Origin of the sequence: Stenotrophomonas sp. NPDC078853 (assembly GCF_044901215.1) — a bacterium.
Classification (GTDB): domain Bacteria; phylum Pseudomonadota; class Gammaproteobacteria; order Xanthomonadales; family Xanthomonadaceae; genus Stenotrophomonas; species Stenotrophomonas lacuserhaii.
The window spans coordinates 113,874-140,352 of record NZ_JBJDOQ010000013.1 but is presented as its reverse complement, the minus strand read 5'-3'; the positions used below and the strand labels follow the sequence as shown (position 1 = coordinate 140,352).

The 26,479-nt window shown below is 66.5% G+C and carries 20 protein-coding genes; 12 read left to right on the top strand and 8 right to left on the bottom strand.

Annotated features, from left to right (window positions below):
• Positions 1-2: 2 nt before the first annotated feature.
• From ACI2JH_RS14165 to ampE, 5 genes are all read left to right on the top strand, one after another.
• Positions 3-746 carry a DUF6776 family protein gene (locus ACI2JH_RS14165; protein ID WP_101099322.1) on the top strand — a complete coding sequence of 248 codons (744 nt, stop codon included), beginning with the start codon at positions 3-5 and terminating at the stop codon, positions 744-746.
• 4 nt (positions 747-750) lie between these two features.
• On the top strand, positions 751-1,221 hold the full coding sequence (locus tag ACI2JH_RS14160; RefSeq protein ID WP_182656234.1) for a polymer-forming cytoskeletal protein: 471 nt from the start codon (positions 751-753) through the stop codon (positions 1,219-1,221).
• A gap of 31 nt (positions 1,222-1,252) precedes the next feature.
• Positions 1,253-1,642, top strand: coding sequence for an iron-sulfur cluster insertion protein ErpA (erpA, locus tag ACI2JH_RS14155; protein ID WP_042614293.1), 390 nt, complete (start codon positions 1,253-1,255; stop codon positions 1,640-1,642).
• Positions 1,643-1,712: 70 nt separating this feature from the next.
• The gene (nudC, locus tag ACI2JH_RS14150; RefSeq protein ID WP_404736528.1) at positions 1,713-2,624 is read left to right on the top strand and encodes an NAD(+) diphosphatase; all 912 of its coding nucleotides are present in this window, start codon (positions 1,713-1,715) and stop codon (positions 2,622-2,624) included.
• Positions 2,624-3,511, top strand: a complete 888-nt coding sequence (ampE, locus tag ACI2JH_RS14145) for a regulatory signaling modulator protein AmpE (RefSeq protein ID WP_191771759.1) — start codon at positions 2,624-2,626, stop codon at positions 3,509-3,511. Before nudC ends, ampE begins: the two co-directional genes overlap by 1 nt.
• An 84-nt stretch (positions 3,512-3,595) precedes the next feature.
• Here the strand turns inward: ampE and ACI2JH_RS14140 are convergent, their stop codons facing one another.
• From ACI2JH_RS14140 to ACI2JH_RS14105, 8 genes are all read right to left on the bottom strand, one after another.
• Positions 3,596-4,021 carry a DUF2752 domain-containing protein gene (locus ACI2JH_RS14140; protein WP_404736527.1) on the bottom strand — a complete coding sequence of 142 codons (426 nt, stop codon included), beginning with the start codon at positions 4,019-4,021 and terminating at the stop codon, positions 3,596-3,598.
• A gap of 46 nt (positions 4,022-4,067) precedes the next feature.
• Positions 4,068-4,346, bottom strand: a complete 279-nt coding sequence (locus ACI2JH_RS14135) for a CD225/dispanin family protein (protein ID WP_101099327.1) — start codon at positions 4,344-4,346, stop codon at positions 4,068-4,070.
• Between the two features lie 33 nt (positions 4,347-4,379).
• Positions 4,380-4,670, bottom strand: a complete 291-nt coding sequence (locus tag ACI2JH_RS14130; protein ID WP_042614298.1) for a CD225/dispanin family protein — start codon at positions 4,668-4,670, stop codon at positions 4,380-4,382.
• 153 nt (positions 4,671-4,823) lie between these two features.
• The gene (locus ACI2JH_RS14125; protein ID WP_319274318.1) at positions 4,824-6,710 is read right to left on the bottom strand and encodes an MFS transporter; all 1,887 of its coding nucleotides are present in this window, start codon (positions 6,708-6,710) and stop codon (positions 4,824-4,826) included.
• Positions 6,711-7,232: 522 nt separating this feature from the next.
• On the bottom strand, positions 7,233-9,431 hold the full coding sequence (gene yccS / locus ACI2JH_RS14120; RefSeq protein WP_404736526.1) for a YccS family putative transporter: 2,199 nt from the start codon (positions 9,429-9,431) through the stop codon (positions 7,233-7,235).
• 80 nt (positions 9,432-9,511) lie between these two features.
• On the bottom strand, positions 9,512-12,634 hold the full coding sequence (locus ACI2JH_RS14115; protein WP_404736525.1) for an efflux RND transporter permease subunit: 3,123 nt from the start codon (positions 12,632-12,634) through the stop codon (positions 9,512-9,514).
• A gap of 31 nt (positions 12,635-12,665) precedes the next feature.
• Positions 12,666-15,920, bottom strand: coding sequence for an efflux RND transporter permease subunit (locus ACI2JH_RS14110; protein ID WP_350000150.1), 3,255 nt, complete (start codon positions 15,918-15,920; stop codon positions 12,666-12,668).
• A gap of 75 nt (positions 15,921-15,995) precedes the next feature.
• On the bottom strand, positions 15,996-17,237 hold the full coding sequence (locus ACI2JH_RS14105; protein ID WP_404736524.1) for an efflux RND transporter periplasmic adaptor subunit: 1,242 nt from the start codon (positions 17,235-17,237) through the stop codon (positions 15,996-15,998).
• A 185-nt stretch (positions 17,238-17,422) separates the two neighbouring features.
• Between ACI2JH_RS14105 and ACI2JH_RS14100 the strand changes: the two genes are divergently transcribed.
• From ACI2JH_RS14100 to aceK, 7 genes are all read left to right on the top strand, one after another.
• Complete coding sequence (locus ACI2JH_RS14100; protein ID WP_404736523.1) at positions 17,423-18,742, top strand: M20 family metallopeptidase; 1,320 nt, start codon at positions 17,423-17,425, stop codon at positions 18,740-18,742.
• 336 nt (positions 18,743-19,078) lie between these two features.
• Positions 19,079-19,897 (top strand): NADPH-dependent 7-cyano-7-deazaguanine reductase QueF, encoded by an 819-nt coding sequence (gene queF, locus ACI2JH_RS14095; RefSeq protein WP_349998752.1) that lies wholly within the window; start codon positions 19,079-19,081, stop codon positions 19,895-19,897.
• A gap of 92 nt (positions 19,898-19,989) precedes the next feature.
• Positions 19,990-20,280, top strand: a complete 291-nt coding sequence (locus ACI2JH_RS14090) for a LysM peptidoglycan-binding domain-containing protein (RefSeq protein WP_404736522.1) — start codon at positions 19,990-19,992, stop codon at positions 20,278-20,280.
• A 63-nt stretch (positions 20,281-20,343) separates the two neighbouring features.
• Positions 20,344-20,853, top strand: a complete 510-nt coding sequence (locus ACI2JH_RS14085) for a hypothetical protein (RefSeq protein ID WP_101099336.1) — start codon at positions 20,344-20,346, stop codon at positions 20,851-20,853.
• A 193-nt stretch (positions 20,854-21,046) separates the two neighbouring features.
• Positions 21,047-22,507 carry a hypothetical protein gene (locus ACI2JH_RS14080; protein WP_404736521.1) on the top strand — a complete coding sequence of 487 codons (1,461 nt, stop codon included), beginning with the start codon at positions 21,047-21,049 and terminating at the stop codon, positions 22,505-22,507.
• 201 nt (positions 22,508-22,708) lie between these two features.
• Positions 22,709-24,535: an NADP-dependent isocitrate dehydrogenase gene (locus tag ACI2JH_RS14075; protein WP_404736520.1), complete on the top strand. Its 1,827-nt coding sequence runs from the start codon at positions 22,709-22,711 to the stop codon at positions 24,533-24,535.
• Positions 24,536-24,698: 163 nt separating this feature from the next.
• Complete coding sequence (gene aceK / locus ACI2JH_RS14070; RefSeq protein ID WP_404736519.1) at positions 24,699-26,429, top strand: bifunctional isocitrate dehydrogenase kinase/phosphatase; 1,731 nt, start codon at positions 24,699-24,701, stop codon at positions 26,427-26,429.
• The last annotated feature ends 50 nt before the right edge of the window (positions 26,430-26,479 follow it).

Sequence of the window (26,479 nt, the reverse complement as noted above, 5' to 3'; positions counted from 1 at the left end):
CCATGAACAACCGTCCGCCTTCGCGGGTCCAGATCCGCATGCCCGGCCAGGCTGCCGGGCCGCATGACCGTCGTCGTCTCTGGGCGCTGGCTGCTGGCGCCCTCATCGCCCTCCTGCTGGCCGGCCTGCTCGGCTACTGGCTGGGCCGTCCGGGCGGTGAACTGGGCGATACCCTGGAAGGCGCGCAGCAGCGTGCCGAAAGCCTGCAGCAGCAGCTGGTCGAACTGCGCCAGAAGCAGGCCACGCTGGAAGCCTCCGACCGCATCAGCCGTGCAGCCAACAATGAGGTGCAGGCCTCGCTGGCCGAACGTGATGAGGAAATCGCCGGCCTGCGTGCCGATGTCGCGTTCTATGAACGGCTGGTCGGTGCCACCAGCCAGCGCAAGGGCCTCAATACCCATTCCATTGAGTTCCGCCCTGAAACGGCGGGGACCTGGCAGTACAGCGTGGTGCTGACCCAGAACCTCAACCGCGGCGCCATCAGCCAAGGGCAGATGCGCTTCACCGTGGAAGGGGTGAAGAACGGCCGGCTGGCCACGGTCAGCTGGGATGAGCTGCACCAGCGCAGCAACGTTCCTGGGCAGGAGTATTCTTTCCGGTACTTCCAGCAGCTGGGCGGCAGCGTGATCCTGCCGGCGGACTTCACCCCGCAACGGGTTAAGGTGACACTGGGAAGTGGAACGGGGGGTTCCACGCAGGTATTTGACTGGAAACAGGCCGGGGCACCGGCCGCGAACGGGGAGTAGGCAGATGTTTGGAAGCAGCAAGTCCAGCCGTGACGGACAGCTGGTGGTCGATGCGTTGATCGGCAGCCAGGTGGTGATCCGCGGCGACGTCGAATTCAGTGGTGGGCTGTACGTCGAAGGCCGCATCCACGGCAAGGTCATTGCCCTGGAGGGTGCAAGCAACGCCAACATCACCCTGGCCGACAATGGCGTGGTGGAAGGCGAGATCCGCGCCCAGGTGGTGGTCATCAGCGGCCGCATGGACGGCGATGTGCACGCCAGCGAGCGGGTTGAACTGACCCCGAGCGCGCGGGTGAATGGCAATGTCCATTACCAGGTGGTGGAGATGGCCGCCGGGGCGCAGCTGAATGGCCGGCTGATCCACGCCAGCGCGCCGATGGCCGCGCTTCCGCCGCCCGAAGGCGCTGCCGAAGAGACGGGCACCGGCAAGGGTGATACCGCCGCGCGCCGCAAGCTGGCCGAGGCCATGGCTTGAAAGCCGGCGCGGGCGGCCCCATGCTGACCGCATGAGCACGCTGATTTCACTACCCGGTACCGCCGAAGCGGCGCCGGGCTACCAGTCCCTTGACCGCCCGTTGAACTTCACCGAGTCCGCTGCGGCGAAGGTGCGCGAGCTGATCCAGGATGAAGGCAATGCCGAACTGGCGCTGCGCGTCTACATCGAGGGCGGTGGCTGTTCGGGCTTCCAGTACGGCTTCGAATTCGACGAGAACCGCGCCGAGGACGATCTGGCCGTGCAGACCAGCGGGGTCACCCTGCTGGTGGATCCGCTGAGCCTGCAGTACCTGATGGGCGCTGAGGTGGATTACACCGAGAGCCTGACCGGTGCGCAGTTCGTGATCCGCAATCCGAACGCCAAGACGACCTGCGGCTGCGGCAGCAGTTTCAGCATGTAAACGGCTTGCGGCAGCACTTCGCGTGCTGCCGAGGCTTGCCAGCAACCGTCCATCCGGGCAGGCTTGCCGCATGTCTACCCCTCTTTCGCCGCTGTCCGGTTTTTCCTTCGTTGGTGAGCCGCTCGAGCGCGCCGACGCCCTGCGTGCCGACGCCGATGCCCTTGCGCGTCTGTGGCCGGATGCCCGCCTGCTGGTGCTGGACCGCGATGGCACCGCGTTCACCGGCGCCGATGACCAGCCATTTGCGTTGACCGGCGCCGATATCGGTGCAGGCCCCGGCACCGCGGTGTTCCTCGGCCTGCGCGGCGACCAGGCGTGGTTCTCCGTCGAAGCCTCCGTGGTTGATGTGGCCGCACCCGGACGCATGGACCTGCGCCAGGCGGCGCTGTCCTGGTCGGTGGCCGATGCCAGCGCCTTCAGCTATGCACGTGGAATGTCGTATTGGCATTCGCGCAACCGTTTCTGCGGGGTGTGCGGCGGCGATGTGCGCTTCGAACGCGGCGGTTTCGTCGGCCGCTGCCAGCAGTGCGCGGTGGAACATTACCCGCGCGTGGATCCGGCGGTGATAGTGGCGGTGGAAAACCGCGGGCGCCTGCTGCTGGGCCGCCAGGCCAGCTGGGCACCGCGGCGTTATTCGGTGCTGGCCGGCTTTGTCGAACCCGGTGAAATGCTCGAGCAGACCGTGGTGCGCGAAGTGTTCGAGGAGAGCAAGATACGCGTCCGTGCCTGCCAGTACCTCGGCACCCAGCCGTGGCCGTTCCCCGGTGCCCTGATGGTGGGTTTCAGCGCCCAGGCCGACGATGGCGAACCGGAAGTGGACGGTGAGCTGGAAGACGCGCGCTGGTTCACCGCCGAAGAAGTGGGCGCGGCGATCGCGCGCGACGTGCACGACGACGGCGAAGGCATCCGCCTGTCGCCGCCGATCTCCATCTCCCGCAGCCTGATCGAACACTGGTACCGGCAGCAGCCTGGGAGCGCCTGATGTTCACCACGCTGGTCGCCGTGCTGGTTGCCCTGGCCCTTGGCCATGTTGCGCCAGCGGCTGCCGCAACGCTGCGCCGATTCGATGGCTTCCGACGCTGGCTGGGATGGCTGGACCTGCACGCCGGTCCGTCCGCCCGGGGGCCACTCGGCGTCGTACTGGCGGTGCTGCCGCCGGTGCTGCTGCTCGGGCTGCTGGCGTGGTTGCTGCGCGGCACGCTGTTCGGCCTGCCATCGCTGTTGCTGGGCATTGCCGTGCTGGCGTGGTGCTGGGGTCCGCGTGACCTGGACCGCGATGTGGAAGCGGTCATCGACGCGGACGAACCGGCGCTGCGCCACGCTGCCCTGCACACCCTGCAGGCGGCCGGAGGCAGCCTGCGTGATGACCTGCCCTCGCTGGTCGATGCCACCGTCTACAACGCGCTGCGGCGCTGGTTCGCCGTGCTGTTCTGGTTCCTGCTGCTGGGGCCGGCCGGTGCGCTGGGTTACCGCCTGCTGGCCCTGATGTCGATCAGTCCGATGCGCGCGCTGGTGGCCCCGGAAACGCTGCTCGCTTCGCAGCGCGTGCTGGGCTGGCTGGAGTGGCCGGTGGCCCAGTTGATGGCGTTGTCGATGGCGTTGGTGGGCAATTTCGATGCCGCCTGGAAAGCGTGGCGGCAGGCTCATGGCGAGCGCTGGCGGCACGATATTGGTTTCCTCGGTGCGGTGGCGCGGGCCAGCGTGAATGCCGAACTGCGCGAAGAAGCACACGACTACACCGAAGCCGGCCTGCTGCCGGTATGGCAGCGCCTGCCCGAACTGCGTGATGCGATGAGCCTGGTCTGGCGCATGCTGCTGCTGTGGCTGGCGGTACTGGCGCTGCTGGTGATCGCCGGCTGGGTGACCTAGCGCCGCAGCAAAGGCGTGACGACCAACGGTCGTCACCCACCGGGGCGAAGGCGGACGACCAACGGTCGTCACCCACTGCGGGAATCAGCCCGGTGCCAACCCGGTGAACGGTGCCCACGGCAGGTTGCGCAGCACCGCATAGCCCACCAGCACGATCAACCAGAACATCGGCTTGGCCAGCAGGCGCATCAGCGGGTCGAACATACGCGGCCGGATGCCGGCGCCGTTGAGCAGCATCAGCAGCAGCAACGGAAGGCTGAGCACCAGCAACGGGTTCATCGCCATCGCGCCGGGCAGGTCGAAATGCACGAGGGAATAAAGGCAGCGGGTGCTGCCGCAACCGGGGCAGTAGAGCCCGGTCAGCGCATACAACGGGCACGACGGCAGCGGATTGCCCGCGGCGTAGGGATCGACGTTGTGCAGGACCAGCGTGGCGCCCACCGCGAGGGTGGCCACGGTTGCCAGGGGCAACCAGCGTTGCAGCGAAGGCGGGAGGGCAGGCACGGACATGGCGGAAAAACGGGACCCGGCGCTATGCCGGATCCCGTCAGGCAACTCAGTAGCCGCTGTTGCTCAGCGCGCCCATGCCACCAAGGGCAACGACGAAGATCGCGTACAGCACCATGACCACGACGCCGGCGATTGCCGCCCACATGGCGAACTTCTTGGCTTTGTCCGAGGCCTCGCGGGCACCGGCGATATCGCCGGCAGCGACCTTGCCGTTGACCTGCGCGGCGAACACGATCGACACGATGCCCAGCGGCAGGCAGCAGAACAGCGTGCTCAGGATGGCCCACACGAGGTGGTTCGGGATCTGCGGGGTGGTGGCATTCATTGCATAAGCTCCTTGCGGGTGGGTGGTGGTGACTCAGTTACCGGAGAGAGCGCCCAGCGCGGCGATGCCGCCGAACAGCCCGAACCACAACAGCAACAGGACCGGCAGCGCAGCAGCCGAAGCCACTGCCCACCACCCCGCCTTGCGCGATGCCTCGTGCGCACCCACCAGGTCACCGGCAGCGCGGCGGCCATCAACCTGGGCGGCATAGACGATCGACACCACACCCAGCGGCAGGCAGCAGAACAACGTCGACAGGATCGCCCAGACCAGATGGTTGGGGATGTAGACCGACGAGGTGCCGATTGGCGGTGGGTGATTCAAGTACGAGACTCCATTCCTTGGTGGCCGGCGATTGCGTGGCGTGCCGGTGCGCCCCCCTGTGGCTGGGTAATCTACAGCAACATGCGTCATCTGTATCCGTTTTCGGCACGAATTCTGGAAACGCTTACAGGCTTCCAGGACGGACGCGACAACTCAGGCGTGGTCACCGCGCAAGACGCGCACCCGTGCCTCCAGCAGCTCGGCGGTGGCGGTGCTGCCCTCCACCGGCGGCGCGGCCACCACTTCGATGGTGGCGCGGAAACGGCGCGGCACGCGCATGCGCCCCAGGCGGCTGTCGCGCCGGCTCCACATGCTGCTCCACATGCCGCGCAGGGCCATCGGGACCACCGGTACCGGGCGCCGTTCAAGGATCTTCTCCACGCCGCTCTTGAAGGCGCCCATCTGCCCGTCGCGGGTCAGCGCACCCTCCGGGAAGATGCACACCAGCTCACCTTCGGCCAGCGCCGCGTCGATCTCATCGAAGGCACGCAGCATCAAGGCACGGTCTTCCTTGGCGCCGGCGATCGGTATGGTCTTGGCGGTGCGGAAGATCCAGCTCATCACCGGGATGTTGAAGATGCGGTAGTACATGACGAAGCGCACCGGGCGCGGGATGCTGGCCGACAGGATCAGCGCGTCCAGGTAACTGACGTGGTTGCAGACGATCAGCGCTGCACCTTCATCGGGCACGTTGGCTTCGATGCCGTGCGGGCGCAGTCGGTACAGCGTGCGCACCATCAGCCAGCTGAGGAAGCGCATCAGGAACTCGGGCACGATGGTGAAGATGTAGATCGCCACGAGGGCGTTGGCGATGGCCAGGCCCAGGAACAGCTGCGGGATGGTGACTCCGGCCGCATGCGCAGCCAGCCCGATCCCTGCGGCGGCCACGATGAAGCCGGAGTTCTGGATGTTCAGTGCGGCGAACACGCGCGACATCTCCGACTTCGGCGTACGACTCTGTATCAAGGCGAACAGCGGTACCACGAAGAACCCGGTGAACAGGCCGATGCCGAGCAGGTCGAAGATGATGCGCAGGCTGCCGGCCTGCTGCACGAAGGCGGTCACTGACAGCCCCTGCGCGGTGGCAACACCAGCGCGGGCGAAATACAGGTCGAGCAGGAAGGCGGTCATGCCGAACGCACCCAGCGGCACCAGGCCGATTTCCACCGTGCGGCCGGACAGCTTTTCGCACAGCAGCGAACCCACGCCGGTGCCGATGGAAAACAGGGCCAGCGCGAAGATGTACAGCGTGGGCTCGCCGCCCAGGTTGGTGATGGCGTAGGTCGGCAGCTGCGACGTCAGGATGGTGCCGACGAACCAGAACCACGACACGCCGAGAATCGCGTTGCGCACCGCCTTCTGTTTCTTCGCCATGCGCAGCACGGCCAGCGATTCGGGCAGGGGATTCCAGTTGATCTTCAGGTCCGGCGCACCGGCGTCGACCTTCGGGATCATCCGCGCGCAGACATTGCCGAGCACGGCCAGCGCGATCACCGCGGTGGCCGCGACGATGGGTCCCTGGCTGCCGGCCAGGGTGAAGATGAGGCCACCGACGATCATGCCGGTCAGGATGGACATCGAGGTGCCCATCTCCACCAAGCCGTTGCCGCCGGTCAGTTCTTCCGGCCTGAGCACCGAAGGCAACACCGAGTACTTCACCGGGCCGAACAGGGTGGATTGCAGTCCGGTGCAGAACAGCGCGATCAGCAGCAGCGTCATGTTCTGGGTGAGGAAGCCGGCTGCGGCGAGCGTCATGATCACGATCTCCATGGTGGTGGTGATCACGATCAGCCGCGATTTCTCCAGCTTGTCGGCGATCTGCCCGGCCAGTGCGGAGAACAGGAAATACGGAAGGATGAAGATGGCCGGTGCCAGGTTGGTGTACAGCGTGCGTTCTTCGTCGGAGACGCCGAGGTAGAACAGCAGGCCGATGATGGCCTGGCGGTACACGTTGTCATTGAACGCGCCGAGCGACTGCACGATGAAGAACGGCAGGAAGCGGCGCTGGCGGAGCAGGGCGAACTGGCTGTGGCCTGACATGGAAACTCCCTTCGGACCGGCGAAGCCTAGCATTGGCGCGTGTGAGAGTGTTTGCCTGCGGCAGGCTTCAGGCAAGATCAAGTTCAGCGTCAACGTCAAGAGCTGCAGGGCTGCGTGTTGGTGGGGCGGGGTGGCTGTGCAGGACACGCCGCAAGTACGTCCGTGTAGGCTCGCTTTTCGCATCCATGCGAAAAGACGGTCCTGCACCAGCCACCCGCCCCACCTTCGACAGGTCCATGGTGGCCCATGGAAACGGCGGTGGATTGGACGGGTGGGAGAAAGATGGGGTCAGAGTCCTTTCGCGCAGCGAAAGGACTCTGACCCCTGCCTTTGTCTTTTTTCTATTTCGCGGGTGGCGGCCACCGGAACCTGTCAGAGGGCCGGGCGGGGAGGATATGCGGGGCCTTGAGCGGCAGGAGCCGCGAAGAGCTACATGGACGTACTTGCGCGTGCCCCGCATAGCCTCCCCGCCCGGCCCACTCAACGCTGTGGCTTCAAACAGCAGCCACCCGCGAGGGGGTCTCACCCGTTCGCAGCCCGCTCCCGCACCGGCCCCTGCACCGCCTCATCGGCCGCCCTGCGCAGCTTCGGCAGCAACCGCAATGCCAGCGCCATCTGCGTGCGGATCAACTGCAGCTTCGGTGGCATCGCATCGTCGAACTGCTCCAGGTGCTCTGCAAGACCGCGGTCACCCTCGCCGTCATCGTCCACGATCGGCTGGCGTTGGGCCAGCGCGCTGGCCAGCTGCTTCAGTGACTGCTGCACGCGCTCGCCGGCGGACAACGCCAGTGGGTCCTGGGCGAAGCTGTCGACCTGGTCGCGATGCGCGCCCAGTGCGGACAGATGGCCCAGCAGCGTGTTGGACAACGCCAGGAAGCGGAAGCTCGCATCGAGGTTGCGGCGGACATGGCCGGGCTCTCGCAGCATGTTCGACAACGCCGTGGACAGCGCTGCGTCGGCATTGTGCATGTCGCGCCGCGCGATGCGGTAGGCAAGATCATCGCGCATGCCGCTGCGGTACTGGCCCAGCACCGCTTCCAGGTAGCGCGCGGCACTGTCCAGTACGCGCGCCAGTACTTTGTTGAGCTGGCGCCCCTGCCAGTCCGGCAGGATCAGGAAGGCCGCAGCGGCGGCGATCGCGCAGCCGAGCACGGTGTCCACCATGCGCGGCACGATCAGCACGAAGCCATCGCCGATCAGGTTGAAGCAGGTCAGCGCCATCACCGTAATCGCGCCGGACGCCACCAGGTAGCGGTCGGTACGGGTGAAGAAGAACAGCAGCGCAGACAGCAGCGCGATCAGCAGCTGGCTGTGCAGGTCCTGGAACAGCTGCAGCAACGCCCAGGTCAGCACCAGCCCACCCAATGTGCCGGCGATCCGCTGCGCAAGCCGTTGCCGGGTAGCGCCGAAGTTCGGTCGGCATACGAACACGATGGTCAGCAGTACCCACGAGCCGTTCTGGAAATTGAACAGCGAGATCGCCGCGAAGCCCACCACCAGTGCGATGGCCATGCGCAGCCCATGGCGGAACAACACCGAGCCCGGGGTCAGCTGCTGCCGCAGGCGCGTGGCCATCTCGCGCAGCGTGTGCGGGTTGTTGTCGCGCAGCCGGGTGTCGACGTTGTCCAGCGTGGCGTCCGAATTCTCGGCGTCCAGCAGGCGGCGGCCGATGCTCTGCAGGTTGTGGACCAGCAGGTCCAGCGAGGCCAGCAGGCGGCGCCACTGCGGACGATCCTGCGCGCGCAGGAAGGCCAGCGAATCGACCAGGTCGCGTGCCGCCTGCTGGTTGCTGTCGCCGTATGCGAAGGGGCGGCGCACGCGGATCGCTTCGCCCAGGCGGGCGCACGCCTGGCCCTGCAGGTCCAGCAGGCGCTGGCAGCGGTACAGCACGTCGCTGTGGAAGAACGCATCCACCAGCGCCCCGTACGGATAGTGCGAGGAGCTGGCGCGCTCGTGGAAATCCTGCGCGGTGTAATACAGGCGCAGGTACAACCCGGAGTTCACCGCAGGCCGTCCGGAGCGGCCGAAACGGGCCAGGATCGCGGTCTTGGCGATGTTCAGCGCTTCGACCACGCGGCGGTTCTGTTCGGCCAGCGCCAGCTGCCTGCGCTGCAGGTCGGCCTCGCGCACGGGCTCGAACAGGGTGGCCTTCAACTGCAGGTAGCGGCCCAGTTCGACATACAGCCGGGCCACCCGTTCGCGCACCGGGCGGTTGGCGAACAACGCGGTCCACAGGATCGACAGGAGGCCGTACCAGGTCGCCCCTGCCAACAGGTGGCTGACCGCGTCCAGCGCCGTCCGCCAGTCACCGGCGCCGTGCTGTTCCAGCCCGATCATGGTGTAGATGGCCAGGGTCACGGTGGCCTGGGCGATGGAGGCGTAGCGCTCACCCAGCCCGCCAAGCAGGGTCAGGCAGAAGGTGGACAGCGCCAGCGCACTGATGAACACCCAGGGCAGCGGGAACAGCCATACGACCGCGGCGGCGGCGATGCAGAAGCACAGCAGTGAAAGCACCACGGCCTTGGTGCGGCCCCAGGCGTTGTCATCGGTTTCGGCGATGGCGCTGGCGATGATGCCGAGGAACACGCCGGGCAGTGCGGGCAGCGCGTCGAAGTGCCAGCACACGGCCATCGCCGTGCTCAGGGCAATGAAAACACGCAGGCCATAACTGGCCTTCTCGTGCGCCCACAGGCGGCTAAGACGGGATTCGCGGGCGGACATGCGGGCTCGGCAGCAGCATCAGCCTCCATTATTGCGGCTCGCGCGTGAAAAAAGGGGCCGAGGGCCCCTTTTCAGCCACATCAGGCGCGGGCGGCACGCCTGAGTTGTTTCTTCTCGCGGCGACGGGTGCGCCAGCTGCGCCAGTGCTGGGCCAGGCAGGAGAAGATCACGTACAGCGCCGGGGTGCTGAGCAGGGTCAGGCTCTGCGAAAACAGCAGGCCACCGATCATCGCGATGCCCAGCGGGCGGCGCAGTTCGGAGCCCTCGCCGATGCCGATGGCCAGCGGCACCGCGGCGAGGATCGCCACCATGCTGGTCATCATGATCGGGCGGAAGCGCACGATGCTGGCTTCGCGCGCGGCTTCCAGCGCACTCTTGCCGTGCTCGCGCTGGGCCACCACCGCGAAGTCGATCATCATGATCGCGTTCTTCTTGACGATGCCGATCAGCAGCACCAGCGCGATCATCGATATCACCGACAGTTCGGTGTTGGTGCCGTACAGCGCCAGCAGCGCACCGACGCCCGCAGCGGGCAGGGTCGACAGGATGGTCACCGGGTGGATCAGGCTTTCGTACAGCATGCCCAGCACCAGGTACACGGTCATGATCGCGGCCATCACCAGCACCAGCATTTCCATCGGGTCCGAATCGAAACCGAATCCACCGCCCTCAGCCAACCGGATGTCGCCGGGCATGCGCATGCCGGCCACGGTGCTGTCGATGATCGCCTTGGCCTCGCCCATGCTGGTACCGGGCGCCAGGTTGTAGCTCAGCTCCATGGTGGTGTACTGGTTTTCGTGGGTGATCTGCGAAGGCGCCAGCCCGGGGACCTGCTCGGCCACCGCGGTCAGCGGCACCATTTCGCCATTGCCTGCACGCACGTACACCTGGTCCAGTGCACCCGGGGTTGCGGTCTGCTCGGGCAGCGCGTTGACCACCACGCTGTACTGGTTGACGTCCGAGTAGATGGTGGAGATCTGGCGCTGGCCGAACGCGCCGTACAGCGCACCGTCGATGGCGCCGATCGAGATCCCCAGGCGTGCGGCCTTGGCCCGGTCGATCACGATGTTCTGGCGCAGCCCGGCATCGTCGACATCGGTGCCCACGTCGGCCAGCTTCGGGTTCTTCTTCAGCACCGCCTGCAGCTTGGGCAGCCACTCCTGCAGCTGCGCCAGGTCGTTGCCCTGCAGGGACACGCGGTACTGCGCGCCCTGGCTGGAGCCGCCGCCATCGTTGCTCGGCAGGTCCTGGATGGCGCGCAGGCGCAGCTGCAGGTCGGGGTAGCGGTCGGCCTTGGCGCTCAGGCGCGACAACGCCTGCGCGGTGGTTTCGCGGCGGCCGTCCCTGCGCGACTTCAGTTCGATGTTGAACTGCGCGCTGGAGCCCTGCCGGCCACTGCCCAGGCGCACGCCGACGGTCTTCACCGCCGGGTCGGCCATCAGCATGTCGGTGATGCGGCGCTGGCGGTTGACCATGTCTTCGAAGGAGACCGTCGCGCTGGAGTTGGCACGGCCCCAGATCAGGCCGGTGTCCTGCGGCGGGAACGCGCCCTTCTTGACCGCACCGAACAGGAAGATCGTCACCCCGATCAGGATCAGCGGGGTCAACGACAGCAGCAGCGCATGGCGCAGCGAGAAATCCAGCAGGCGCGTATAGATGCGCAGCATGCGGTCGTGCCCGGCATCCAGCCATCGGCCGAAACGGGTCGGCTTGCCAGCATCGGCGTGCGGGTCCAGGAAGCGGCTGCACAGCGCTGGCGTCAGCGTCAGGGAGATGATCATCGACACCACGATCGCCGCCACCAGGGTGACGGTGAACTCGCGGAAGAACGCGCCCATCATGCCTTTGGCGAACAGCAGCGGGATGAACACCGCGACCAGTGAAGCGGTGATCGACACGATGGTGAAACCGATCTCGCGTGCGCCGGTGAAGGCCGCCTGCATGCGCGGCATGCCCTCGTCCAGGTGGCGCATGATGTTTTCGATCACCACGATCGCATCGTCGACCACGAAGCCGATCGCGATCACCAGCGCCAGCAGGCTCAGGTTGTTCAGGGTGAAGCCAAGCGCGTACATCACCAGCGCCGCCCCGGCCAGCGACAGCGGCACGGTGACGGCGGCGATCAGCGTGGGCGCCAGCCGGCGCAGGAACAGCGCCATGGTCAGCACCACCATCGCCAGGGCGATCAGCAGCGTGATCTGCACCTCGTGCAGCGAGCCGCGGATGGTCGGGGTTCGGTCGAAATACGGGGTCAGCGTGGTGCCCGGCTGCAGGTAATCGCGCAGGGTGGGGATCTGCTCCTTGACCCGGTCCACGGTCTCCACGATGTTCGCACCGGCGCGGGTGAAGACGTACATCACCACGGCGGGTTTGTGGTTGAACCACGCCGCCTGGTAGGCATCCTGCTGGCCGTCGTAGACGTTGGCGATGTCCTGCAGTCGGATGATGCGCCCGTCCGCGCCGGTCTTGATGATCAGGTTGGCGAAGTCCGCCGCGCGTGCCACCGAATCGTTGGCGATGATCGCGGTGGTGGTGTTGCCATCGCTGAGGAAGCCGGTGGGCGAGGTGACGTTGGCCGCGCGTACGGCATTGCGCAGGTCATCGGCCGTCAGCCCCAGGGCATTCATCAGCCGCAGGTTGACGTCCACGCGCACCGCCGGCGTGGAGGCGCCGGCGATATCCACCGACGACACCCCGGTGATCTGGCGGATGCGCTGGGCCAGCAGTGAATCGGCGACGTTGTACAGGTCGTCGGCCGACTGCGTTTCGGAGGTCAGCGCGATGGCGATGACCGGGTCGTCGTTGGGGTTTGCCTTGGAGAACATCGGCGACCCCAGCCCGGACGGCAGGTCGGCCTGGGCCGAATTGATCGCCGTCTGCACGTCCAGCGCGGCCGAATCGATGTCGACATCGCTCTGGAAGATCATGAACACCAGCGAGCTGCCTTCCGAGCTCGACGAGCGCATGCGGTCGATCCCCGGCAGCTGGCCGAGGTGGCGTTCCAGCGGCGCGGTGACCGTGGAGGCCATGGTCGAGGCATCGGCGCCGGACTGGTTGGCATGCACGAAGATCACCGGGATCTGGATGTTCGGCAGCGCCGACACGCCCAGTTTCAGGTAGCAGATCAGGCCGATGATGAACAGGCCGATCGCCAGCAGCGCGGTGCCGATGGGGCGGCGGATGAAAGGGCCGGAGATGTTCAATGCCACGCTCCCGCCAGCACGTCGGTCATGCTCACGCCTGCGGCTCCTGCAGCGGCGGCTCCTGTACCGGGCCTCCGCCGCGACGTGCCGCACGCTGCTCGCGGCGTCGCGCCAGCCATTCGGAGAACCGCTCCATGTACAGGTAGATCACCGGCGTGGTGTACAGCGTCACCAGCTGCGACAGCAGCAGCCCGCCGACGATGGCGATGCCCAGCGGGCGGCGCAGTTCCGAGCCGATGCCGGTACCCAGCGCCAGCGGCAACGCACCCAGCATCGCTGCGGCGGTGGTCATCATGATCGGGCGGAAGCGCAGCAGGCAGGCACGGCGGATCGCCTCGTGCGCGTTGGCGCCGGTGCGCCGTGCTTCGATGGCGAAGTCGACCATCATGATGCCGTTCTTCTTGACGATGCCGATCAGCAGCACGATGCCGACGATGCCGTCCACCGACAGGCTCAGGCCACTGAGCATCAGTGCCAGCAGCGCACCGACGCCGGCTGGCGGCAGGGTGGAAATGATGGTGATCGGGTGGATGTAGCTTTCATACAGCACGCCCAGCACGATATAGATCACCACCAGCGAGGCCAGCAGCAGCCACACCACGTCGGTCTGGCTGCCGGTGAATTCGGCGGCCTTGCCGATGAATTGCGCATGCACCTGCGAGGGCAGCTGCAGTTCGGCCTGGGTCTCTTCGATGGCCTTCACCGCAGCGGACAGCGAGTAGCCCGCGGCCACGTTGAAGGAGATCGTCACCGCCGGCAGCTGCTGCTGGTGGCTGACCACCAGCGGGGCACTGGTCACCTTGCTGTCGGCCAGTGCGGACAACGGAATGATGCCGCCGCCGCCGACGGTGATGCCGGTGTTCTGGTTGCCGATGCCGGTGGCCGTGGACGAGTTGGACGAGGTCACCTGGCCGAAACTGGTGGCGTTGGTGCCGGTCAGTGCGCCCGTGCCGTTGGAGGCCACCGCCAGCTGTTCCATCAAGGCAGTGCTGGTGCGGAACTCCGGCGCGACTTCCAGCACCACGCGGTACTGGTTGAGTTCGGTGAAGATGGTGGAGATCTGGCGCTGGCCGAAGGCATCGTAGAGCGTGTCGTCGATGGTCTGCATCGGCACGCCCAGCACGCTGGCCTTGTCGCGGTCGATGTTCAGTTCCAGCGCGCGGCCCTGCGTGGACAGGTTGTTGTCCACGTCAGCCAGCTCCGGGCGCTTGCGCAGCGCTTCGGTCATGCGCGTGGCATGGGTGGCCACTTCATCGGCCTGCACGTCGGACAGCACGAACTGGTAATCGGTGGCGGCCACGCGCGTGTCCAGGGTCACGTCCTGCACCGGCTTCAGGTACAGCGCGATGCCGGGGATGTCACGCACGGCGTCCTGCAGGCGCGGCAGGATCACGTCCATGCCGTCGCGCTCGCCGCGCTCTTTCAGCACGATCGACAGCTGGCCCTGGTTGAGCGTCGGGTTCATGCTGCCGGCACCGATGAACGCCGACACGCCGGTCACGTCCGGATCCTTGCGCAGTGCCTCGGCCACGGCCTTGGTGCGCTGTTCCATCTGCGGGAAGGCCACGTTCTGGTCGGCCTGGACCACGGCGGTGATCATGCCGGTGTCCTGGTCGGGCAGCAGGCCCTTGGGGATCAGCAGGTACAGCACCACGGTCAGCACCAGTGCAGCGCCGGCCACCGCCAGGGTGATCGGCTGGTGGGCCAGCACCCAGTCCAGGCTGCGTTCGTACAGCCCGACGGTGCGGCTCCACAGGTTTTGCCTGCCGGCCGCCGCCGAGCGCTCATGCGCATCTTCGCCTTCCGGCAGTTCGTCCGGCTTGAGCAGGTAGGCGCACATCATCGGAGTCAGGGTCAGCGAGATCAGCATCGACAGCGTGACCGCGATGCTCAGCACCCAGGCGAATTCATGGAACAGCCGTCCGGTCACACCGGGCATCAGCAGCAGCGGCAGGAACACGGCCACCAGCGAAACGGTCAGCGACAGCACGGTGAAGCCGATCTGGCGGGCGCCGATCTCCGCCGCTTCCTTGCCGCTCTTGCCCTGTTCGATGTAGCGGACGATGTTCTCGATCATCACGATCGCATCGTCGACCACGAAGCCGGTGGCCACCACCAGCGCCATCAGCGAAAGATTGTCCAGCGACATGCCGGCGAAGGCCATCACCGCGAAGGTGCCGGCCAGCGACAGCGGTACCGCCACCGAGGGAATGATGGTGGCCCACAGGCGGCGCAGGAACAGGAAGATCACCGCAACCACCAGTCCGATGGTCAGGATCAGGGTGAACTGCACTTCATGCACCGAGGCGCGGATGGTTTCGGTCCGGTCGGAGAAGATCTCCAGGTGCACGTCGGCGGGCAGCACGCCCTGCAGCTGCGGCAGCAGGGCGCGCACGCGCTCCACCGTCTGCACGATGTTGGCGCCGGGCTGGCGGCGCACTTCCAGCAGCACCGCCGGCTTGCCGTCGGCCCACGCCGCCAGCTGGTCGTTCTCCACCCCGTCCACCACGTTGGCGACGTCGGAAAGGCGCACCGGTGCCCCGTTGCGGTAGCTGATGATGGTGTCGCGATACTCGGCGGCACTGGTCAGCTGATCGTTGGTGCCGATGCTGTAGGACTGGGTCTTGCCGTTCAGCGAGCCCTTCGGCGCGCTGACGTTGGCCTGGGTCAGCGCGCTGCGCAGGTCTTCCAGGGTCAGGCCCATGTTGGACAGCTGCGCCGGATTGACCTGGATGCGCACGGCGGGGCGCACGTTGCCGGCGATCGACACCAGCCCCACGCCCTGCACCTGCGACAGGCGCTGGGCGAGGATGGAATCGGCGTAGTTGTTGACCTCGCGCAGCGGGCGCGTATCGGAGGTCAGCTTCAGGGTGACGATGGCCGCATCGGCCGGATTGACCCGGTTGTAGACCGGCTGGTAGGGCAGCGAGGAGGGCAGGGTGGCCTGGCGTATAGCCGCCTGCACGTCCTGCGCGGCGATGTCGATGTCCCGTTCCATCGAGAACTGCAGGATGATCGTGGACAGTCCGGCCGACGAGTCGGAGGTCATCAGCTCCAGTCCGGAGATCTGCCCGAACTGCCTTTCCAGCGGCGTGGTCACCAGTGATGCCATGGTGGTGGCATTGGCACCGGGATACTGCGTGGTGACTACCAGGCTGGGCGCATCGATTTCCGGCAGCGCCGATACCGGCAACTGGCGGTAGCCGAGGATGCCGAGCAGCAGCAGGCCCGCCATCAGCAGCGAGGTGGCGATCGGGCGGCGGATGAAGAGGGTCGAAAAGCCCACGGGCGGATCCTTGCTGGAACGTCATGACAGCGCCGGCAGAAGTGCCGGCGCCGGTAACTCAGGCGATCGCCGCGCTCAGCGCGGACCACCGCCGCGGCGGCCGCCGCCGTTCTGCTGCTGTGCCGCCTTCATTTCGGCTTCGGTCGGCGCGGCCGGGGTCTCGCCCGGCTTCAGCGCGTTGACCTTGGCGCCCGGCTTGAGCCGGAACTGGCCCTCGCTGACCACCCGCTCGCCGCCCTTCAGGCCTTCGGTCACCTGCACGTGGCTGTCACCGACTTCCACGCCGCTGCGCACGGTCTGCATCTTGACCGTGTTGTCGGCCTGCACGACATAGACGTACTCGCCGTCCGGGCCGCGCATCACGGTCTGGGTCGGGATGACGATGCCGCCGCCGATGGTGCGCAGCTGCAGCCGCACGTTGACGAACTGGCCGGGCCACAGGATGTTGTCCTGGTTGGCGAACAGGGCGCGCGCGCGGAAAGTCCCGCTGTCGCTGCTGATCAGGTTGTCCACCACGTCCAGGGTGCCGTCGCCGCTGATCACGTGCGCGTCGGTGCGGTCCAGCGCGGCGATCTGCACCGTGCCGGCCTGCTGCGCGGCGCGTACGTCGCCCAGCTGGCGCTCGGGCAGGTTGAACACCACGTGGATGGGGTGGACCTGGGTCAGGGTGACCAGGGCAGTGCCGGCGCTGACCACGTTGCCGGCGTCCACTGCACGGATGCCGGCCACGCCGGTGATCGGCGCGGTGACCCGGGTGTACTGCAGCTGCACCTGGGCGGCGCGCATGCTGGCCTCGTTGGCAGCCACCGCGCTCTCGTACTGGGCCACTTGGTTGCGCTGGGTGTCCAGGTCGGTCTTGGCAACGTACTGGGCATACTCCGGTGCGCTGGAGCGCTGGTAATTGGAGCGTGCGGTGGCCAGCTGGGCCTGGTTCTGGCGCTTGGCGGCAGCCGCCTCGTCGTAGCTCGCCTGCGCGCTGCGCGGGTCGATCACCGCCAGCACGTCACCCTTCTTCACTTCCTGGCCTTCGCGGAAGTTCAGGCTCATCAGCTGGCCGCCGATCTGCGGACTGACGGTGACGGTATTCATCGCGCTCACCGTGCCCAGCGCGCTGGCGTACACCGGCACGTCCTGGCGCTGCGCTTGGACCACGGTCACCGGTACCGGGCCGGCATCGGCCTGCGGTCCGCCGCGCTCAGCGCTCGCGGCGGCGTCGCCGGACGATTTTTCCTTGCCACCACCGGCCATGCGCAGGCCGATGAACACGACCACCAACACTGCCACCACCAGCAGCACGATCTTCCACAAACGCGACATTCCAATCACTCCTGGGGGCTGGGCCGGGCAAGGCGCACGGCTGGCAAGGTGCCAAGCATACCTGCGGGCGGTGCCGCTGCCTGCATGCCAAAAGGGCCGGATGCTCCGACCCTGCCAGCGGCCGAAGGTTCCCGAAAGCGACAGCTTGGCCTACATTCAAGCGCAACCCTACCGTGGAGATCCCGATGCCCCATCGCGCGCTGCTGTCATCTGCCCTGCTGCTGGCCCTGCCGATGCTTGCCCATGGCCAGGCCGCCGAGCGTCCCGAAGTGGCCGCTGCCGCCGAGCGCCTGCAGGCCCAGGTGGTGGAATGGCGTCGCGATTTCCACCAGCATCCGGAGTTGTCCAACCGCGAGGAGCGCACCTCGGCCGAAGTCGCCAAGCGGCTGCGCGCGATGGGCCTGAAGCCGAAGACCGGTATCGCCCACCACGGCGTGGTGGCGATCATCGAAGGCGGCAAGCCCGGCCCGAAGATCGCGCTGCGCGCAGACATGGATGCGCTGCCGGTGACCGAACAGACGGGGCTGCCGTTTGCCTCAAAGGCCACCAGCACGTACCGCGGCCAGCAGGTCGGCGTCATGCATGCCTGCGGCCATGATGCGCATACCGCCACGCTGCTGGGCGTGGCCGAAGCGCTGGTGGCGATGCGCAAGGACCTGCCGGGCCAGGTCATGCTGATCTTCCAGCCGTCCGAGGAAGGAGCGCCGCCGCCGGAAGAGGGCGGTGCGGCGTTGATGCTGAAGGAAGGCGTGTTCGCCGATTTCAAGCCGGAGGCGGTGTTCGGCCTGCACGTGTTTTCCAGCGTACAGGCCGGCAAGATCGCGGTACGCGGTGGTCCACTGATGGCGGCATCGGATCGTTTCGGGATCAAGGTGATCGGCCGCCAGACGCATGGTTCGGCCCCGTGGAACGGGGTGGACCCGATCGTGGCCACGGCCGACCTGATCGGTACTGCGCAGACCATCGTCAGCCGTCGCACCAACCTGTCCCAGCAGCCGGCGGTGGTGACCTTCGGGGCGATCAACGGCGGCATCCGCTACAACATCATCCCCGACGAGGTGGAGATGGTCGGCACCATCCGCACCTTCGACGAGGGCATGCGGCAGCAGATCTTCGCCGACCTGCGCAACGTGGCCGAGCACACCACGGCGGCGCATGGGGCGACGGCGGTGACCGAGATCTACGAGGCCGAAGGCAACCCGGCCACGGTCAACAACCCGGAGCTGACCGCCCGCATGCTGCCGAGCCTGCAGGCGGTGGTGGGCAAGGACAATGTGTACGAGCCGCCGCTGCAGATGGGCGCGGAGGACTTTTCGCTGTTCGCCCAGGAAGTGCCCGGGATGTTCTTCTTCGTCGGTTCCACCAGCGAGGGCATCGACCCGGCCAAGGCGCCGGCGAATCATTCGCCGAAGTTCCTGCTCGATGAGAAGGCGCTGGATGTCGGCCTGCGGGCGTTGCTGCAGGTCAGCCTGGATTATCTGCACGGCGCCCCTGTCCAAGGGTGACCCCGCCCCGCCTTCGACAGGTCCACGGCGGCCTTGGTAGCGCCGACCCATGGTCGGCGGAATGTTTCCGCCAAAGGCCCGCTGCGCTCGCCGACCATGGGTCGGCGCTACCGCTTTTCTTTCTTTTATTACGCGGCTGGCGGCCCGGAACCTGTCATGGGTCGGGCGGGGAGGCTATGCGGGGCCTTGAGCGGCAGGAGCCGCGAAGAGCTGCATGGACGTACTTGCGCGTGCCCCGCATAGTCTCCCCGTCCGGCCCAACCCGGATGCGGCTTCAAACAACAGCCACCGCGAGGGGGTCTCACCCGTTCGACACGCTCATTTACAATGAGCGCCATGAACACCCCCCAGGATTCCAGCCTCGGTCGCGAGGTCAGTTACCCGTCGCAGTACGACCCCGGCCTGCTGTTCCCCATTCCCCGCGCCGCCGCGCGGGCCGAGATCGGGCTGGACGGCAGCGCCCTGCCGTTCGTCGGCCATGACCGCTGGCATGCTTTTGAACTGGGCTGGCTGGACAACCGCGGCAAGCCCTGCGTCGCCGTGGCGACCGTGCAGGTTCCCTGCACCTCGCCGAACCTGGTGGAATCGAAGTCCTTCAAGCTGTATCTCAACTCGCTCAACAGCGCTCGCTTCGCCGATGCCGAGGCCCTGCGCACGACCATCGCCAGCGATCTCTCCGCCTGTGCAGGCGCTGCGGTGCAGGTGACGTTCGGGCTGCCCGCCCTGCGTGATACCCCGCTTGGCGAATCGATCGACGGGCTGGATGTGGACATCGACTGCTATGGCCCGCCGCGGGCGGACTATCTTTCGGCTGACCCGTCGGAGATCGCCGAAGAGATTCTGGTGTCGGCGCTGCTGAAATCCAATTGCCCGGTCACCGGCCAGCCCGACTGGGCCACGGTCAGCGTGCGCTACCGTGGCGCACGCATCGATCGCGCCGGCCTGCTGCGCTACCTGGTCAGTTACCGCGAACACGCGGAGTTCCACGAACAGTGCGTCGAACGTATCTTCAATGAGGTCAGCCAGCGCTGTGCGCCGGACGTGCTGGAAGTAGAGGCGCGGTACACCCGCCGCGGCGGGCTGGACATCAATCCGTGGCGCGCCAGCCCGGGAATCGTTGCACCTGCAAGCGTGGACCGCGAACTGCGGCAGTAAACCCGTCTTCGGCTTCACACGAAAACCATCCCCATTTAACAACCTGTGTGAGAACGTGCCTGCCACGTAGTCATGCAGATGGGAGTGTGTGGATGAGTACCGAGAAGAAAGCCGATTTCTCCGGTGTTACCGGCAGCGTCGACAGCACCGCCCAGCAGGTTCCCAAGGCCGATTTTTCCGGCGTGTCCGCCTCGGTGGACAGCACGGCGGAGGTGGTCGATGCGACCTACACGGTGGAGAAGGGTGACACGTTGTCAAAGATCGCCAAGCAGCACCTGGGCGATGCAAACGTCTGGCAGAAAATATTCGATGCCAACCGTGACCAGCTTGATGATCCCGACCGCATCCAGCCCGGCCAGGTGCTGAAGCTCCCGAGCAGGTAATCCCCGCGGCATCACTCGCACCCGCACACGCGTTCCGTTGTTGTAACCCTTGGAGGAAACCCGATGATCCATACCAATACACTTCGCAATGGGCTGCTCGTTGCACTGCTCGGCAGCGTGGCGCTGGTCGGCTGCAAGAAGGACGAGCCCGCCGTCGATACCACTGCCACCCCGGCTGCGGATACCGCGCCGGCTGCTGCCCCCGCCCCGATGACGGGCGCACCGCCGCCGATGGCCGAAGCCGCCTCGGTCAACGTTGCGTCGGTAACCGTCGGCAAGAGTGCAGCGGCAGATAAATCAGTCGCCACCACCGCGATGTTCGCTCCCAAGGACGACATCATCGTCTCGGTTCGCACCGACGGCGCGGCGAACAATGCAAACGTGGGCGCGAAGCTGACGTTCCAGGATGGCCAGGTTGCCGGTGAGCAGAGCGCGACGCTCAACACCTCCGGTGCCGAGACCACCAACATCACCTTCAAGAATGCCAATGGCTGGCCGGCGGGCAAGTACCGTGCGGAAGTCATGGTAGATGGCAAGGCGGCCGGAACGCCGCAGGAGTTCGAGGTCAAGTAAGTCCAGCGCTACCGACTCTCTCCCGGTAATGGACTCACGATGGACGCAGCCGCGAGGCTGCGTCTTTTTTTGGTCGATATGCCGCCGCCGATGTCTTCTGGCCAAGCGGGCTGCAGAGCTGCGCGATGGCTGGAAGTTGTTGGCCAGGCCACCTTTTACCATTCGCTGTTCCCCACCCCCAGCACGGTCGGCGATGAAGCGTGATATCACAGTATTGTATGCAAGCCCGGTTCCGGCATTTCGTGGACGGAGAATCCAGGACGCCGATGGTCCTACAGTACCGTGGCGTTCTTCTTTCGTTGCGCCCACACAGATAGCCAACAGCTCCTATGCCACGACTCGCGCTATGGACGCTTTGCAGCTTGGCATGAGGCTGGGCAGTGCGATAACCGGATGGGAACGCAGCCAGCGCGACGAGAGGGCGCGCAATCTCCCCGCCGTGCCGGGGGTCACCCCACGACTGCTCGATGCGTGCTGCCGCGCAGCGCTCGTGGAAGGGCGGCTGGGCGTCCTCGAAGCCCGCGCCCCTGCCGGACGCGCGCTGACCCGGCTTGCTGCCGGGATGTGGGTGAAAGGGCGCATCTCAAAAGGCATCTTTCCGCCGCATGCGCTTGACCAGGCCGGCGTGGCACGCAATTCCAGCCTGTGGCACTGCATTGCGGCAGCGACCTGGCGATGCTTGGCCGCAAACACAGGCGCCGGATCGGCACTGATATGGAAAGCCACCCGGGACACCCTCGAAGACACAAAGATCGGGGTGGCGATGCGGGCCATCGAGGAAGGCGGCTGCTTCCGTGAGGTCGTTGCGCTGCTGGGCCTGCGGCACACCATCGGAGAACAGAGCGTGCTGCGCCAGACGCTGAAAGGAAAGGCCGCTGCTGCCGTGTGCGATGGCTTGGAATGGAGCGAGGTATGCACGAACCTGGGTCTTCCTGATCTACAACCGTACGACCGTGGCGTGGTCGCCAAAGCCGTCGTGGTACGCCTGCTCCAGCGCGGCGTCCCTTGGCAGGATGTCATCGGACAGCTGGCGCTGCGCGGCCTGCCATCGTCGTGGTCCTACCTCCAGGAAGCTGCCGCACGCGGGCCGTGCGTTGCACGCGTGCTGGAAGGAGAAGGGTGGGAGCAGGTGGCCGACGCGTTCGGGCTGGAGCCGCAGGCGCGCTATAGTCTGCAGAAAGCGGTAGTGGATGCCGTGCTTCCGCTGCGCCCAGGCCATGCCTGGTGGGACCTCTCAGATGAGCTGCGCCTGGATTGGGTAGGTCGGCAGCATCTTGAATTCTGCGTGGCCACCACGGTGGGCCTGCAACGGGTCGCCGCAGGAGAGGACTACCGCACGGTAGCCACCGATCTGCGACTGTCAGCGGGCGCTGCGCGGCACCTGGAGATTCTGGTGGTGGACACGCTGGCGAGGTCCCGTCTGGCCACCGGACAAGCGTTGGACGAGGTCGTGGACGTGCTGCACCTGGCGCCTTTCGCCCAGCGCTATCTGATGCAGTCACTCGAACTGACGCGCGTCGCACGGTGGCTGTGCGAGGGCAGCACCCCCGCTGCGATCGCCGCCACGATGGTGGATGACGGCACCGATCTGCTGCGCGCCCATCTGCTGGAGGACAACGCATTGCAGTTCCGTCTGCTCCCAGGCCGGTGGTAACGTCCTGTACTCCGCAAGCTCGCGCCCCGCTGAGCATGCATACCTTTGCGTATGGCGGCGCTTTGCCCCGCACGCTGGAAATGGGGACAATGCAGTGGTTTCCCCGCCAGGGCATCGCCCGTCCTGCGTGCGACACGGTTGAACGTGGTCCGGCGCTGGCGCCGGCCTTCCCCTGAGATCCGCAAAGAGTCCTGATCCCCCATGTCGAATACGCCCAAGATCCTCTACACGCTGACCGATGAAGCGCCGTTCCTGGCCACCCAGTCGCTGCTGCCGGTCGTCAGTGCGTTCACCGCAACCGCCGGTATCGCCGTGGAAACCCGCGATATTTCGCTGTCCGGCCGCATCCTGTCGCTGTTCCCGGAGCGCCTGAAGGACGAACAGAAGGTCAACGATGACCTGGCCGAGCTGGGCCAACTGGCGACTACCCCGGAAGCCAACATCATCAAGCTGCCGAACATTTCGGCGTCGGTGCCGCAGCTGAAGGCGGCCATCACCGAACTGCAGCAGCAGGGCTACGCGCTGCCGGATTATCCGGAAAACCCGGCCGACGACGAGCAGCGCGACATCAAGGCGCGCTACGACAAGGTCAAGGGCAGCGCGGTGAATCCGGTGCTGCGCGAAGGCAACTCGGACCGTCGCGCGCCGCTGTCGGTGAAGAACTACGCACGCAAGCACCCGCACCGCATGGGTGCCTGGGCGAAGGACTCCACCTCGCACGTCGCGCACATGGCGTCGGGCGATTTCTATGGCAGCGAGAAGTCGGCGACGATCGGCAGCGCCGGCAGCCTTAAGATCACCCTGCACGGTGCCGATGGCACGGCCGTGGTGCTGAAGGAAAAGACCGCGGTCAAGGCCGGTGAGATCGTCGATGCGGCGGTGATGAGCCGCAAGGCACTGGCGGCGTTCATCGCCGAGCAGATCGAAGATGCCAAGGCGAAGAACGTGCTGTTCTCGCTGCACCTGAAGGCGACCATGATGAAGGTCTCCGACCCGATCATGTTCGGCGTGGCCGTCAATGAGTTCTACAAGGACGTGCTGGCAAAGCACGCGGACGTGCTGAAGCAGGCCGGCTTCGATGCCAACAACGGCATCGGCGACCTCGCCGCGCGCCTGCCGTCGCTGCCTGAGGCCACGCGTGCGGCCATCGAGGCCGACCTGAAGGCCGAGTACGCACACCGCCCGGGCGTGGCCATGGTGAACTCGGACAAGGGCATCACCAACCTGCACGTGCCCAGCGATGTGATCGTCGACGCCTCGATGCCGGCGATGATCCGCGACTCCGGCAAGATGTGGAATGCCGAAGGCAAGCTGCAGGACACCAAGGCGGTGATTCCGGACCGCTGCTACGCCGGTGTCTACCATGCGGTGATCGACGATTGCCGCACGCACGGCGCATTCGATCCGGCCAGGATGGGCTCGGTGCCGAACGTCGGCCTGATGGCGCAGAAGGCCGAAGAATACGGCTCGCACGACAAGACCTTCCAGATCGCCGCCGATGGCGTGGTCAAGGTCACCGACGAAGCCGGCGCGGTCGTGTTCGAGCACGCCGTGGAAGCCGGTGACATCTGGCGCATGTGCCAGACCAAGGACGCCCCGATCCAGGACTGGGTGAAGCTGGCGGTGGAGCGTTCGCGCCTGAGCAGCACCCCGGCCGTGTTCTGGCTGGATGCCGGGCGCGTGCTGGCCAAGGCGCTGGACGTGGCCAACGGCGAGTTCCTGGACAACGACAAGTCGCCCTCGCGCAAGCTGGGTGGCATCGACAACCGTGGCAGCCACTTCTACCTGACCCTGTACTGGGCGCAGGCGCTGGCCGCACAGGACGACGATGCCGCGCTGAAGGCCCGGTTCGCCCCGTTGGCCAAGGCGCTCACCGACAACGAAGCGAAGATCGTCGAGGAGCTGGTGGCGGTGCAGGGCAAGGCCGTGGACATCGGCGGTTACTACCGTCCTGACCTGGCCAAGGTGGCCGCCGCGATGCGTCCCAGCGCCACGCTGAACACCGCGCTCGAACTGATCGCGGGCTGATCATCGCCGCACGGTGTATTCCGGGGGGGCCCACGCATTGCGTGGGCCTTTCGCGTTTGCGGCCCGTGGCCGGTGGCCTTGGGCGCTGCCAGCCAGCGGCCAAGGCTGGGCAACGGGCGCGCCGGCATCGTAAGGTGGATGCGATTCCGGCCGTGAGCCTGCCATGTCCCCCACCGACATCGATCCCGTGCTGGCCGAACGGATGGCGCACGCCATCCGCGATGGTTTCGAGGACTACCATGCACGCTTCGCGGCGATCACCGCCCGCGCGCAGGGTCGGTTCGAGCGGCGACAGTGGGAGGCCGCGCAGCACGATGCGGTCGAGCGCATCGGCCTGTACGACCAATGCATCGCCGCGTGCATGCACGACCTGCGCCGGCTGGCCGGTGAGGCCGTCGGCGAGCGTGCCTGCTGGTTGCAGGTACACGCGCGTTACAGCGTGCTGTTGCGCGGGCTGATCGACGCCGAGTTGTACAAGACGTTCTACAACACGTTGGCGCGGCGCCTGTTCGGCACCCGGGGGGTGGATGTGCAGGTGGAATTCCTCGCCTTCGACGTGGAGCCCTCCGATGCGATCACCCATCCGGTGGCGCGGCACGCATACGCGGTGTCGGCCACGCGCCCTGCCGATGCGCTGATGCGCGTGCTGGGTGACTACCGCTTCGACATCCCCTACGCGCATCAACTGCGCTGCGCGGCCGCCATCGCGGTCCGCTTGCAGGATGACCTGGCGCACTGGGGAGCGCATGCGGTCCGCGGCATCGAGCTGCTGGATACCGTGTTCTACCGCGAGCGGCGCGCCTATCTGGTGGGGCGCGTATTCGGGGAGCACCGCTTTTCGCCCTGTGTGATCGTGCTGGTGAACGATGGCCAGGGCCTGCGCGCCGATGCAGTGCTGACCCGGCGGCGCGACGTGGCGCATCTGTTCGGCGTGTCGCGCAGTTATTTCCAGGCCAACCTGGCTACGGTCGGTGATGCGGTGGTGTTCCTGCGCAGCCTGCTGCCGGGCAAGCTGGTCGATGAGATCTATACCGTGCTCGGGCGGGCCAAGCAGGGCAAGACCGAGCGCTACCGCGCCTTCTTCGGACACTTCCTGGAACACCCTCAGGAGCAGCTGGTACACGCCGAGGGCACCCCGGGCATGGTCATGGCGGTGTTCACCCTGCCCAGCTACCCGCTGGTCTTCAAGCTGATACGCGATCGTTTCGCCTGGCCGAAGGCGATGTCGCGCCAGCAGGTGGAAGACAAGTACGCGCTGGTGTTCAACCTGGACCGGGTCGGGCGCCTCCTGGACGCACAGCCCTATCGGCACCTGCGTTTCCCGGCCACGCGATTCGCCCCGGCGCTGCTGCAGGAACTGCTGCAACACTGTGCGCAGGGCGTGCGGCTGGACGGCGAAGAGGTGGAGATCGCGCTGTGCTACGTGCAGCGGCGCTTCCGTCCCCTGAACCTGTACCTGCGCGAGCAGGGGCCCGAGGGGGTACGCGCGGCGGTGCTTGACTACGCCCAGGCGATCACCGACATGGCCCGCAACAACATCTTTCCCGGTGACATGCTGCCAAAGAATTTCGGTGTCTCACGGCATGGCCGCGCCGTGTTCTACGACTACGACGAACTGTGCCTGGTCACCGAGTGCGTGTTCCGCGACTGGCCTGCCCCGCGCAATGCCGATGAGGCCCTGGCCGACGAGCCGTGGTTCCACGTCGGGCCGCGTGATGTGTTCCCCGAGCGCTTCGGCCCGTTCATGGGGCTCCCCGCTGCGGAACTGGCGGCGGTGCGTGAGCACTTCGGGCACCTGTTCCAACCGGCGTGGTGGCGTGCGCTGCAGGACCGTTTCGCCGCGGGCGAGCATCCCGATACGCCACCTTATGCGCGTGGGAACCGCTTGGCCTGAGTTGGAGGCGGCACCGGCCTTTGCTACCCTCGGGGTACACATCGACACGG

Coding starts and splice junctions, on each gene's coding strand:
- ACI2JH_RS14165 (WP_101099322.1), top strand. CDS start 3: ATGAACAACCGTCCGCCTTCGCGGGTCCAGATCCGCATGCCCGGCCAG.
- ACI2JH_RS14160 (WP_182656234.1), top strand. CDS start 751: ATGTTTGGAAGCAGCAAGTCCAGCCGTGACGGACAGCTGGTGGTCGAT.
- erpA (WP_042614293.1), top strand. CDS start 1,253: ATGAGCACGCTGATTTCACTACCCGGTACCGCCGAAGCGGCGCCGGGC.
- nudC (WP_404736528.1), top strand. CDS start 1,713: ATGTCTACCCCTCTTTCGCCGCTGTCCGGTTTTTCCTTCGTTGGTGAG.
- ampE (WP_191771759.1), top strand. CDS start 2,624: ATGTTCACCACGCTGGTCGCCGTGCTGGTTGCCCTGGCCCTTGGCCAT.
- ACI2JH_RS14140 (WP_404736527.1), bottom strand. CDS start 4,021: ATGTCCGTGCCTGCCCTCCCGCCTTCGCTGCAACGCTGGTTGCCCCTG.
- ACI2JH_RS14135 (WP_101099327.1), bottom strand. CDS start 4,346: ATGAATGCCACCACCCCGCAGATCCCGAACCACCTCGTGTGGGCCATC.
- ACI2JH_RS14125 (WP_319274318.1), bottom strand. CDS start 6,710: ATGTCAGGCCACAGCCAGTTCGCCCTGCTCCGCCAGCGCCGCTTCCTG.
- yccS (WP_404736526.1), bottom strand. CDS start 9,431: ATGTCCGCCCGCGAATCCCGTCTTAGCCGCCTGTGGGCGCACGAGAAG.
- ACI2JH_RS14105 (WP_404736524.1), bottom strand. CDS start 17,237: ATGTCGCGTTTGTGGAAGATCGTGCTGCTGGTGGTGGCAGTGTTGGTG.
- ACI2JH_RS14100 (WP_404736523.1), top strand. CDS start 17,423: ATGCCCCATCGCGCGCTGCTGTCATCTGCCCTGCTGCTGGCCCTGCCG.
- queF (WP_349998752.1), top strand. CDS start 19,079: ATGAACACCCCCCAGGATTCCAGCCTCGGTCGCGAGGTCAGTTACCCG.
- ACI2JH_RS14090 (WP_404736522.1), top strand. CDS start 19,990: ATGAGTACCGAGAAGAAAGCCGATTTCTCCGGTGTTACCGGCAGCGTC.
- ACI2JH_RS14085 (WP_101099336.1), top strand. CDS start 20,344: ATGATCCATACCAATACACTTCGCAATGGGCTGCTCGTTGCACTGCTC.
- ACI2JH_RS14080 (WP_404736521.1), top strand. CDS start 21,047: ATGAAGCGTGATATCACAGTATTGTATGCAAGCCCGGTTCCGGCATTT.
- ACI2JH_RS14075 (WP_404736520.1), top strand. CDS start 22,709: ATGTCGAATACGCCCAAGATCCTCTACACGCTGACCGATGAAGCGCCG.
- aceK (WP_404736519.1), top strand. CDS start 24,699: ATGTCCCCCACCGACATCGATCCCGTGCTGGCCGAACGGATGGCGCAC.